The sequence below is a fragment of the Reyranella sp. CPCC 100927 genome, from assembly GCF_007859315.1.
Lineage (GTDB): Bacteria > Pseudomonadota > Alphaproteobacteria > Reyranellales > Reyranellaceae > Vineibacter.
On record NZ_VOHA01000003.1, the window covers coordinates 476,087 to 488,251 of the forward strand.

Consider the following 12,165-nt stretch of genomic DNA (forward strand, 5'->3'; position numbering starts at 1 on the left):
GTTGGTGTGGCGCTACGGCGAGCTAACGGGCTGTCTTCGGGATCTGAGGAATGAAAGAGTTCTTCGACATCGATTTGGGATACGTCGGGCTTCATGGAGCAATACCGTCTTCCCGTGTCCGCCACATTCATGATCCCGTTCTCAGTGTGCCCTTTCCCTTCTCTCGAGAGGTCAAGCTTCGCTCCTGTACGATAGGGGTGTTTGCTCACATATTTGATGTCGAGGCCGCCGAAGAAATTGCCCGGTATCTCGGCAATATTCCGGTGTCATTCGATGTCTGGGCCACGACGTCTTCCGATAGTAAGGCTGATGTGATCCGTAACCTCTTTCGGTCGGTCCCGCATGGCAAACTCGAAGTCCGCGTGGTGGAGAATCGCGGGCGGGACCTCGCTGGGTTTCTTGTGGGTTGTGCCGACAAGATCACGCTGTACGACCACGTCCTGCATGTGCATTCCAAGCACTCGAAACATGACTCGGATCTAGCCGGGTGGCGTACCTATCTTTTTGATCATCTTCTTGGATCTCCTGAAATAGTCACGTCAAACCTGCTTGTCCTGCAAAACAGTGATGTTGGTCTTCTTTTTCCAGATCATTTCAAGCCGGTGCGGAGGGTCCTGAATTTTGGCGGGAACTATTCTCACATGCGCCATCTCCTGAAGCGCATGGGAGTCCAATACTCAAAGGACATCCTACTGGAATTTCCTTCCGGATCGATGTTCTGGGCGAACTCGGCCGCACTCAAGCCAATCATGGATCTCAAGCTCACGTTGGCCGATTTCCCCCCCGAGGCAGGGCAGATCGACGGAGAGATTCAGCACGCTATCGAGCGGAGCCTGGTTTATGCGGCGGAAATATCCGGGAAGACATGGACCCGGGTCGTCCGGCCGGGAGACTGTGAAATCAAACGACGCCTGATCACGGTCAACCAGCCAAAGGATATCCAACCAGCCGCGCAAAGAAGCACACGTCGGCTTCTGGGCAACCGGATGGCCCTGGGATCGAAAGTGGAATACTTTCCGGAAATCAACAGGACAGGCTTCCGCCCCGATTTCTCTGAGAAGCCTCGCTTGACCCTGCTGACGCCAACCCTCAGGCCTGACAAGCTGTTTGGAGGCGTTGCGACGTCGTTGAAGGTGTTTCGCGATATCCAGGAAGAAATGCCTGATGTGCAGGTGCGCATTGTCTCGTTGACCGACACCATCGACCAGGAATGCATGCGTCTCATTCCCGACCATGTTTTGACCTGGATGGATGCATACAATTCTGAGGCAAAGTTCGATGCAGTTGATTTGGGCGACAACAGGCAGTTGAACCAACTGTCTATTCGGCGGAATGAAGTCTTCATGGCGACGGCCTGGTGGACAGCCCGATTCGCCATTCGTGCTCAGTTGCAGCAGCGGAACTTTTTTGGCTCAGAGAGGCCGTTCATTTATCTTATTCAAGATCATGAACCGGATTTCTACGGGTGGTCATCGCGCTACGCGCTAGCGAAATCTACATACCACGCTCCGAACATGATCGGCATTGTAAACTCGGAAGAGCTTTCCAATTATTTTGATGCTAATTACTCGATCGAAGAGAAGTACTGCCTGCCATATTCCATCAGTACATCTGTCAGGGCACATTTCAAAACTACAGCTCTCAAAGAGAGAATCATTCTGATCTATGGGCGCCCTGATACACCCCGGAATGCGTTCGAGTTGCTGATGGACGGAATTTGTTTATGGCAGCAGGAAGATGTCGAGATCGCAAAGAAGTGGCGGATCGTCTCCGCTGGCACGAAGTTTGAGCATTCGGCAGCGCCGCACGTTCAGAACCTGACGATCCACGGCAAGCTGAGCCTCCAAGATTATGGCGAGATTCTTTCCCGGTCGGCCGTAGGAATATCGTTGATGCTGTCGCCGCATCCGAGCTATCCCCCGTTGGAGATGGCTGAGGCCGGAGCCATAACCATCACGAATTCGTATCAGTTCAAGGATTTGCGTCAACGCAGTCCCAATATCGTATCCATGGATGCCGTGACCCCGGAATCGTTGGCGCAATGCCTTGGAGAGGCCGTTCGCAGGGGAGAGGAGAGAATCGGCAAGACAACCGAGTTTCTGCCCGTCCGATCCATCGCGACAGGCGTGCCGGAATTCGACGCGGCAAAGATCGCCCAGAGGTTGGGGCGTTTTCCTAGTTGAAATGCGCAAAGGACGACTATTCACAGGCTTCCCTGGGCGCCTATGGGCAGAGGCATATCCATGATTGCCGTTGATCGCTCGAAACCTTCGAAGCATGGAGGCTGGTTGGGACGGCATCTGCGGGAAATTCGTGCTCGGCGCCGACAGCGCGCTCTGTTCGATGCGGGCTGGTACCTTGAACAGAATGAGGATGTTGCCGCGGCTGGCGTGGACCCGTTTGCTCACTATCTGGAACACGGCTGGCGGGAGCAACGAGCCCCTCATCCCCTGTTTAGTACGAGTTGGTACCTCAGTAGAAATGAGGATGTTCTCTCTGCACGCTTGGAGCCATTACGCCACTATCTGATGCATGGCTGGCGGGAAGGGCGGTCCCCCCATCCGCTCTTCGACGTGGGATGGTATTTGTCCCAGAACCCAGATGTTGCCGCATCCGGCGCTGAACCCTTGTTGCACTATCTGAAGCGCGGGTGGCGAGAGGCCCGTGCGCCACACCCATTGTTCGACGTTGCTCGGTACCTCGAGCGGTATCCAGACGTTGCTGCAGCGGGCCGCGAGCCCTTGTCCCACTATCTCCAGATGGGGTGGCGGGAAGGACGCGATCCTTGTGCCTTCTTTTTTCCGGCTTGGTACAGGAGTCAAAATCCGGACGTGATGTCGGCGGACACCGAGCCCTTTTCTCACTACCTCGCGACAGGCTGGAGGAAGGGGAGGGCACCACACCCCCTGTTCGATGTTGAGTGGTACCTTGACCGGAACAAGGACGTTGCTATGGCGGGCAAGGAACCGCTGGCACATTATGTGACAAGTGGCTGGCTGGAGAAACGGCAGCCGAGCGCAGTGTATTCCCGTGTAGCGCCACGGGCGCTTGAAGTTGCCGGAAGCGCCGGGGTACGGCACCCAGTGGAGGATGTTTTCGAATACTTCCGAAGCCACCGCGAGCTTCTCGAAGCTGAAACGTGGGCGATGCACGAAAATCATCCGGTGACGCGCTTGCGCTACGAGTTGATCGGATGTCGCAATGATTTCCGCGGCAAGAACGTTTGCCTGTTTGCCTGTCACTGTCCGGACGGGCGCATGGATCCGACGACGAATTTGATGCTGCGGTGGATCAGGAATTCAGGGTTCTCGGTGGTTTGCATTGTGGCGAACGGAAGCACGGTGAGCTTCGAGTACCCGGGTGACGATCCGGATCTTTGCTTTATCGTACGAGACAATGTCGGATACGACTTTGCTGGTTGGGCACTTGCGCTGTCTGTCTTGCCGACATTGTGGCTGGCAAACGCCGTCCTGTTTGCCAACGACAGTGTCTTCGGCCCGGTTGATTCACCGACGAATGGGCTGATCCGTGATTCGCTTGCCTCGCCAGCAGATTGCGTAGCACTGACGGCGTCCCAACAGGAATCTCTTCATTTTCAGAGTTACTTCTTCCTGGTTAAGAGAAAGGTTCTGGAATCCTCCCACTTTCGGGCGTTTTGGGCCGCGGTTCGCGTCGTCAACGACCAGAGAAGAATTATCATGCAATACGAGATCAAATTACTCTCGGTTGTGATCATGTCCGGTGCGTCGTGCCATGTCGTTTTTCAGTCGCTTTGTGACAACTACGCGGACCCCATAAACCCTACACTGTATCACTGGCGTGAGCTCATTGATGCAGGTTTCCCTTTCCTGAAGAAGCGTGTCGTAACGGACGACTTAGAGGTAGTTGATCGAAAAGGATGGCTCGACGTTATTCAGAATCCCGAATTGAGAAAACATCTGATGACCCATCTCACGCGGGGAGAGCAAGACGCACCATCAGCGAGTCTGCTTCGTACGCGGTCAGTGCACTCACGACGCCAGAATGCTTCAGCGGCGACGGGGTACTGACAGAAGCTGGCGCAGAAATTGCGTGGGCTTACGATGAGCCTCACTCGGCGCGCCGCTGGGCTGTGGATTTAATTGATCAGTTTCGATCGGCGTGTTCCTGTTACCTACTGTGTATCGTCTATTCGGTATTTGTACTCCTGGTGCGCGGGGGAGGTCTTTTCTGACCCGTAGATATACGCCCCATTCGAGGCCGATGTTCATCATGTGATCAAGCGCTAACTCGATCGGCGTCTTCATGATGCTGAGCCGTTCGACAACATTAGGATGGAGAACATAGTGCGTTTCATACCACTCGAAGAACCCGTGCCTGTCTTCAAGGTATGCACGATCATACTCGTAGCAGATATGCTTGAATGATGTTTCCGTGAAAAAGGTCAGGTGCCCGAACAGGAGTCCGTCATTTGACTTTCCATATGGTGTCCAGATCTCAGCCAGCGCGCCCGGTTTGCACACTCGGAAGACCTCGCGCCAAGCGTGCTGTTGGTAGGTAAGATGTTCGAACATGTGACTGCTGTACAGATGCTCTACCGAATTGTCGGGGAACGGCAGTCGATCGCGTTCGACGTTTACGACAAGGTCGACCTGTGGTCCCGGTGCGAAGTCGATGCCGAAAAAACCGGTTCGCTTGTTGTTGCCGCAGCCGAGTTCGACATGGGTTCTTACAATGTCTTCCATTGAAATCCTCTCGTGCTAGGCCCGATTTTCATTGCTGCGGGTGGAATATGCCCCGAAATCCGAGACCTCAGCGTTGGCTTTAAACCAGGGAAGCGGTCCGCCTCCAAACGTAATCGACATGCAACGAGTATGACGCCCTGGCGTGTTCGATGCCAAGTCATTAAAAGAAGCGACAGTAACGCCTGTCGCTTCATGGCTTCGTGATTGACGGATATCAGTACGACACTTGCTGAGGCATGGATTCGGCAGTTTCAAATGCGATCATCCCCGAAGTGAGCCTATTGACCGCTACATGCGGAAGCCGATACAAACGGCCACATGGAGTATTTTTCGTACGCAGGCTATGAGATTCCGATCCACCTGATCAATATGACAGGCGGTGGTCCAGAGACTTTCGGACCTGTGGCCGAGCATCACATGAGTGACTTGCGTACGACCGTTGGGGTTGAGCCGTCTTACTCGATGGTCGAAATTGGTTGCGGCATCGGGAAAGACGCCATCACGTTGACGCAGATACTGTCGGATGAAGGCCGCTATGTCGGCATCGACATCATCAAGCCGTCGATCGACTGGTGTCAGGCAAATATCGCGAAGCGTCATCCGAATTTTTCATTTCTGCATTTCGACGTACGCGACCAGCTCCATAATCCGAATGGAACAACATCTACGCTCGACATTCGGGTGCCGGTGCCAGCGGGCTCGGTTGACAGAATTTTCCTTTGGTCAGTCTTCACCCACATGCTCCGGCCTGAAATTATTCATTACATGCGAGAGTTCGCGCGCATTCTGAAGCCCGAAGGGCTCGTATTTGCCACCTGCTTTGTTTACAATGATGAAGTACTTGCGACTGCTCGAAAGACGGACCGCACTCCTTGGAGACTTTTCTTTGAGCACGAGCATGAGCCGGGATGCAGGATTAACGATCCGGCCTCTCCATTAAGTGCAGTGGCCTTCACGCAAGACGCTTTACAATCGATGGTGAAGGCAAGCGGATTGGTTTTTGATCGTCCAGTAGGGCAAGGCGTATGGTCTGGTCTGCCAGGAAAACATTCTCAAGATGTCATGGTGCTGCGCCGTCGGCGGCGGACGTGGCTCGGGCGCCTCATGGGACTTAAGTAGTCAGTCCTGCGAGATATCGGCACGCGGCGAAGGAGGCGGTCTGCCATTCGAATCCTTTCCGTGCTGCGACGACTTTCAAGCGCTACCCGCCGAGAGCGGAAGAATGGGTGCGCGCTAGCATTGGCCGCATGGGGAACCACTCTTGCTGCTTGTCGGCCCAGCTTGGATGATTTTCTACGCCATGTGATTGCGTACAAGGCTAATCGCCCCGCAGAAGGCGGCCCACACGACGAACCCCCCGCCAAGCGCCAGCGCAGTGAACAGGATCGGCCTGGGATAACGCGAGTCTTGCGGCACTGACGGGCGCACAAAGGTGGCGAGGTAGACGAGCTGCCGCTCACTCGTGATGCGCGCCACTTCGAGGGCGGCGGCGGCGGTCGCGTAGTGACGCTCTGCGATCCGGCGTTCCAGGTCCTGCTGGGCGAACTTGGTCAGGGATTCGGAGAGGACCTTGTCGTTGGGTGCCGTCGTGCTTGCCCGCTGGGTCGTCAGCCGGGCTTCCAGTTCCGCGATCTGGTCCGCCATCGCGTTGAGACGAGCGGTGAGGGTACGCATCTGTGGTGCGGATGCCGAGACGTACTTGCGCTGCGTCTCGTACTCTTGCTGCAGACGCAGGCGCTCGCCTTGCAGGGCCGTGATGAGGTCTGCCAAGGCCTTGCCCTGCTGGCCGGCATCGAGGGTTCCTTCGGTGTTGCGCACCTTCTGGAATTCGATGCGCGCCCGGCTGAGGCGTTCGGCGCTGCGCTCGAACTCGCGCTCGGCGTCAGCCACGGTCGCCCGCATCATGCGGCCGTTCATATCGTTGACCAGCGCCTCGCTGAGCTCGATCACGGCATCGGCAATGCGCTTGGCGTCCTCGGGACTGAAAGCGCGCACGGTGAAATCCACGATGCCCGACTGGAGCTGGATGTTGAAATGCGTCTTGGACACCCAGTAGTCCACGACCTTCTCGATCGGCTTCTCGCGATTGAGGCGGGAGAACCAGTCGATATCGTCAGCACCGTAGAGGTTGCGCAAACCCAGTCGCTCTTCCAGGGCCTCCACGAGCGCGCGGCTCTCCATGTAGCTCGTCACCACCTGGGTGTCCTGGGCGATCTTGGCCAGGGGTATGCCCGTCAACGCGCCGACGCCATCGATCTTGGGGAGTTCGCCCGTGCGCACAGCAAACTTTGCTTCGGCGACATACTGCGGCGTGGCGATGAAGCCGAAATAGACTCCCGCTACCACGGTAGGCGCGACAACCAGCAATCCAAAGCTGACCAGGAAGACCATCCGGAACAGGCGCGCATGGCGTCGCATCCGAATGGAGCCGGTTCCGAACGCCCGCCGGCTGCGCTTGGACATTTTGAGGCGGCGGGCGGTCTCGGCCAAGGAGCGCGACATCAGCTCCGCCCGGCGCACGGCAGGCGCCCTTTCGTCAGGGGGCGAAACCTCGTTGTCGCTCATACGCTATAACCCTTCCGCTCTGATGCTGAGATCGCTAGTGCCGCCGTGCCGGTGCGGAGGGTTATCCGTGCCTATGGGCCCTGGTCACACCACCGCAAGATCCTTCGCGACGCTCAGGATGACCGTGGAACAATCCACACCAAACATCCGCACTCTTTTCCGGACAATGCACTAGCGATTCAGCCGATTGTACACTTCAATGGCCTTGTCCACGGTATCAAACTGCATCAGGTGCCCGTCAACCAGGACAGCACCACGGCTACAGTAAGCCTTAATCGTGGCCATGGTATGTGAGACGACAATGACATCGGCTTTGGCGCGCCGCGCGGCGAAGGCCTCCTCGCAGCGTCGCTGGAAACGCATATCGCCGACGCCGGTGATCTCGTCGACCAGGTAGCATTCGAACTCGATGGCCATTGAGACGCCAAACGCCAAACGCGCCGCCATGCCTGAGGAATACGTGAGGACGGGGGCGTCGAGATAGTCGCCGAGCTCCGAGAAGTCCTCGACGAAACGCACCACCCGGCGGACATCTTCGCCATAAATGCGTGCGATGAATTTTATATTGTCCCGGCCGCTGACGTGGCCATGGAAACTGCCGCCGAAGCCCAGCGGCCAGGACACCCGGACATTGCTCCTAATGCGGCCGGCATTGGGCAGTTCGGTCCCCGCGATCAGCCGCAGCGTTGTCGATTTCCCGGCGCCATTCACGCCCAGCAGGCCATACGACCACCCGCTTTCGAAGACGGCCGAAACATGGTCGAGCACCACCTTCATGTGCTGCGGCGTCTTGTAGAACTTGTATACGTTCTGGAGCTGGATCATTTTCCCAGGAAATCTCGGTCGGCTTTCTGGCACGGCAGAACGCTGACCTAATACGGTAGGTCGATGCACATCTCAACCGGTACCCATCAGTCGACACTCGCACTGCTGCGACTCCAGTTCCGTGTGATCGTCGCCATCATGCTGCGGGACATCCGGACCCGCTTCTTCGGGCATGGTTTGGGCTACCTGGTCATGATCGGATGGCCCCTGGTTCACATCCTGATCCTGCTGGGCATCTACACACTGCTCGGCCGCGCCACGCCGTATGGCGAAAGCATGGCGCTGTTCTTTGCCACCGGATTGGTGCCTTTCATGGCGTACAATTACATGTCCCGGTGGACGATGATCGCGTTGCTCTTCAACAAGTCGCTGCTGGCATTTCCGGTGATCAAGACCCTGGATGTGCTACTGGCGCGTACAGTGCTCGAAGCGCTGGGCAATTTCTGCTCCGTGATCCTGCTGATATTCATTCTCTGGATGGTCGACATCGATTGCATGCCCATGGACATGGTCCAGGCGTGTTATGCGCTCGGCGCTGCGATGTTGCTGGGTGCCGGGTTCGGCATCGTGCACGGCATCATTGCCATGGCCATTCCCACGTGGGCGACCGGCTATGCGTTGGTCATTGTCTTCATGTACATGATCTCGGGCGTCTTCTTCGTGCCCAGCGCAATGCCAGAGACCCTGCGGTACCTCCTGTCGTTCAATCCCGTGCTCCAGACCGTCGAATGGATGCGCTCGGCGTATTATGAGGGCTATTCGACGATCCTCGACAGAAGCTACGCTGTCTGGTTCGGGCTGGTGCACGTTTCGCTGGGCCTGATCATCGAGCGCCTTGTTCGGGGTCACCTGCTGATGGCCCGATAGTCCCGCCAGCCGCTGATGTTCCGCTTTTTCAGCCTGTCGGCCGTTGGCGCCCGGCGGATCGGGCTGTCGACGTGGCGGACGACCGCGGAGACGGCGGCCTTCACGGTCCGCCCGCGCCTCGGGCGTCCGCGCTATGCCGTGCTGTTTCTTGCTGCCGCGGACAGTCCGCTGAAGCCACGGCTGGAAGTGGACTACGGGCCTGGTCGAGCGCCCGAGGTGCACGTGGTGGGCCACGACGGCCTCGGCATTTATGCAATCGACCTGATTGGCAACCCCGACGTCCGGGAGGTCAGGCTGGTTGTGCCGGGTCCAGCGCGCCGGCTCGGAGTCTGGGCTCGCGGGGCGAGCAGCCGGCGCGTCCTGCAGCGGATGATCGCCCGGTCGATCGAGCGCACGATGGCCGGGAAGGGGCCCCCTCCGGTCTTCGAGATCGTCGGTGCCGGCGCGGAGCGACACACCATCGCTGTGCCCGCGAAGCGGCGCTTCAAGGGCAATGGTCAGCATTTTGTCAGGATGCTGACGATGGCAGCCATGACGCCCGTCGAGCGAGGGACGCTGGCCGCCGGGGATGGCGCGCCGCCATTGTCGTTTGTCGTGCCCGTCTACAACACCGCCACGCGGTACCTGGACGATCTCTATGCATCGTTCCGGGCTCAGCCGACGGGGACAGCCGAACTGGTTCTGACCGACGACGGCTCGACGTCCCAGGAGACCCGCGCCTGGCTCGCGGCTCATGCGGCGGCGCCGTTTGTCACGGTGGTCACCGGCCGCCAGAACGGCGGGATCGCGGCGGCGACAAACGCCGGCATCGCGGCTTCGCGCGGCGCCTGGGTCGGCTTGGTCGATCACGACGATGCGCTGTCGCCATACGCAGTGCCGCGCATTCTCGAGGCCCTGCGACAGCACCCCGACGCGGCCTTCCTGTACACCGACGAGCTGATTACCAACGAAGCCCTGAAACCTGTCCACTACCACCTCAAGCCGGCCTACGATCCGGTGCTGTTGTCCGGCGTCAACTACATCAACCATCTCTCGCTCTACCGCCGGGACCGGCTGCTGGCGCTGGGCGGGCTGCGCCAGGGCTACGAAGGCTCGCAGGACTACGACCTCCTGCTGCGCTACCTGAGCGGCCTGCAGCGGCACGAGATCCTGCACCTGCCGTACCCGGCCTATCTCTGGCGTCGGCACGCCCAGAGCTTCTCGACGACGGCGCTGGATCAGGCGCTGGCGAACGCGCGCCGCGCGCTGGGCGAGCAATACGGATCGGCCGAGGCGCCGGTGCCGGTCGAGGGCGCGCTGGCGCCGACCCAGCACCGCGTGCGCTTCGACACGGCGGTGAAGACGTGGCCGAAGGTGTCCATCATCGTTCCCAGCCGCGATTCGTATGACCTGATATCGCGCCTGCTCGAGGATCTCACGACCCGCACCGACTATCCCGACCGCGAGATCATCGTGGTCGACAACGGTACGACGGATGCGCGGGTATTGGCGCTCTACGAGCGGGCGCGGGCGCAGCTCCCAGGCTTCCGGGTCGAGATCACCCCGGAGGCCTTCAACTTCTCGCGTCAGGTCAATCGCGGCATCCGTCTGAGCACGGGCGAGCATGTCCTGCTCTTGAACAATGACGTCGAGGTGATGGATTCGCAGTGGCTGCGCGAAATGGTGTCGTGCCTGGCCTATCCCGGTGCCGGCATTGTCGGCGTGCGCCTGCTTTATCCCGACCGGACGCTGCAGCATGCGGGCGTCATTGTGGGGTTGGCGGACCTGGCCGGGCACTGGTATCACGCCAAGCCGGAAGCATTTGCCGGGATGATGGGCCGGCTCAACGTGCGGCAGTCGCTGTCGGCGGTGACGGCGGCCTGCATGCTGATCTCGCGATCATGCCTGGACGCGGTCGGCGCGTTCGACGAGGAAGCCTTCGCGGTCGCCTACAATGATGTCGATTATTGCCTGCGTGCCGTGAAGCAGGGCTACCGGATCGTGTGGACGCCGTTCGCCACGCTGATCCACCACGAGTCGGCCTCGCGCGGCAGCGACGAGCTTCCCGCCAACCGGGCTCGCTTCGCGCGCGAGAAGGTCGCCCTGCGCGAACGCCACGGAACGGACAAATTCAGCGATCCCGCGTTCAGTCCGTGGTTCGACCGCGGTCATTCGGAGCCGCGTCTCATCCTGTTGGACCGGCTCCCCGAAGCGCGCTAGGAAGCGCGCATCAACGTCGCCGCCATCCTTCGGGAGATGCCTCTTGTTCGCCAAGCTGTTTCGCACCGCGTCGAGTCTGGTGGGGCTTCCAGTCCAGCCTGACAGCGGTTCAGACAGGAAGCAGCATTCCTCCCGCGTTTCGCGATCCGGCACCGACGTGGTGTTGGACTCATATGTCGATGCCGTGCCCAGCGCGCAGAACGCCATCGATATCGTGCCGGGTTGGAATCACGCGATGCCGCCCCATGTCGGCGCGACGGCCGGCGACACACCGCTCTACGAGGACATCAGGATTCCATGGTGCCTGGAGCAGTTCGGATCCGTCAGTGGCCGCAAGATCCTGGAGCTCGGACCGCTTGAAGGCATCCACACCTACCTGCTGGATCAGCAGGGGCCGGCGTTCATCCATGCCATCGAGGCCAACAGGCTGGCGTTCCTGCGCTGCCTGATCACCAAGGAGCTGCTGGAGATCAAGCACGCCAAGTTCATGCTCGGCAACTTCCTGCCCTGGCTCGAACGGACCGACGTCAAATACGATCTGATCATTGCATCGGGTGTGCTCTACCACATGAGCGATCCGGTGCACCTGCTGGAGCTGATCGGCCGGCGCTCCGATGCTGTCTATCTATGGACGCACTATTTCAGCGAACAGGCGATGCCCCCTGGCGATGAACGACGCGAGGCTCTGTCCGGCGATGTCGAAACCATAGCGTTTCGCGGCCTGACCGTGCCCCTGTATCGCCGCGGCTACCACAATGCGTGGAAGGCCAAGGCGTTCTGCGGCGGAATGCATGACCGCCACTACTGGATGGAAAGGGAGGATATCATGAGAGTCCTGGGTTTGCTCGGGTTCGACGACATCCGCATTGCGCACGATCAGCCCGACCACTCCAATGGTCCGGCATTCTCGGTCTTCGCCAGGCGATCCGCAGCCGGGGCTTGACCGGCACCGTGAACTCGGCATGACTCGGTCTGGTATCTCGAT

Annotated in this window: 9 protein-coding genes; 6 read left to right on the plus strand and 3 right to left on the minus strand. The window is 59.1% G+C overall.

The features are described 5' to 3' along the window. The first annotated feature begins 50 nt into the window (after positions 1-50). Both FQU96_RS11660 and FQU96_RS11665 read left to right on the plus strand, forming a co-directional pair. The gene (locus FQU96_RS11660) at positions 51-2,183 is read left to right on the plus strand and encodes a rhamnan synthesis F family protein (RefSeq protein WP_146541308.1); all 2,133 of its coding nucleotides are present in this window, start codon (positions 51-53) and stop codon (positions 2,181-2,183) included. 60 nt (positions 2,184-2,243) lie between these two features. Then, positions 2,244-4,049 (plus strand): rhamnan synthesis F family protein, encoded by a 1,806-nt coding sequence (locus tag FQU96_RS11665; RefSeq protein WP_178130456.1) that lies wholly within the window; start codon positions 2,244-2,246, stop codon positions 4,047-4,049. On the opposite strand, the gene FQU96_RS11670 is transcribed toward FQU96_RS11665, so the two are convergent. Continuing rightward, positions 4,029-4,724 carry a methyltransferase domain-containing protein gene (locus FQU96_RS11670; RefSeq protein WP_146541313.1) on the minus strand — a complete coding sequence of 232 codons (696 nt, stop codon included), beginning with the start codon at positions 4,722-4,724 and terminating at the stop codon, positions 4,029-4,031. The genes FQU96_RS11665 and FQU96_RS11670 overlap by 21 nt on opposite strands. A gap of 318 nt (positions 4,725-5,042) precedes the next feature. Here FQU96_RS11670 and FQU96_RS11675 point away from each other — a divergent pair, with 318 nt between their 5' ends. Then, the gene (locus FQU96_RS11675) at positions 5,043-5,843 is read left to right on the plus strand and encodes a class I SAM-dependent methyltransferase (protein WP_146541315.1); all 801 of its coding nucleotides are present in this window, start codon (positions 5,043-5,045) and stop codon (positions 5,841-5,843) included. 174 nt (positions 5,844-6,017) lie between these two features. Here FQU96_RS11675 and FQU96_RS11680 read toward each other — a convergent pair whose 3' ends face one another. Beyond that, on the minus strand, positions 6,018-7,289 hold the full coding sequence (locus tag FQU96_RS11680) for a lipopolysaccharide biosynthesis protein (RefSeq protein WP_146541317.1): 1,272 nt from the start codon (positions 7,287-7,289) through the stop codon (positions 6,018-6,020). 171 nt (positions 7,290-7,460) lie between these two features. Next, on the minus strand, positions 7,461-8,114 hold the full coding sequence (locus FQU96_RS11685) for an ABC transporter ATP-binding protein (protein WP_146541319.1): 654 nt from the start codon (positions 8,112-8,114) through the stop codon (positions 7,461-7,463). 63 nt (positions 8,115-8,177) lie between these two features. On the opposite strand from FQU96_RS11685, the gene FQU96_RS11690 reads away from it, so the two are divergent. The 3 genes from FQU96_RS11690 to FQU96_RS11700 all read left to right on the plus strand — a co-directional run bounded on the left by FQU96_RS11690 (position 8,178) and on the right by FQU96_RS11700 (position 12,123). Continuing rightward, positions 8,178-8,981, plus strand: coding sequence for an ABC transporter permease (locus FQU96_RS11690; RefSeq protein ID WP_146541321.1), 804 nt, complete (start codon positions 8,178-8,180; stop codon positions 8,979-8,981). A 15-nt stretch (positions 8,982-8,996) separates the two neighbouring features. Beyond that, complete coding sequence (locus FQU96_RS11695) at positions 8,997-11,180, plus strand: glycosyltransferase (protein ID WP_146541323.1); 2,184 nt, start codon at positions 8,997-8,999, stop codon at positions 11,178-11,180. 157 nt (positions 11,181-11,337) lie between these two features. Beyond that, on the plus strand, positions 11,338-12,123 hold the full coding sequence (locus FQU96_RS11700; RefSeq protein WP_255467982.1) for a class I SAM-dependent methyltransferase: 786 nt from the start codon (positions 11,338-11,340) through the stop codon (positions 12,121-12,123). Positions 12,124-12,165: the final 42 nt, after the last annotated feature.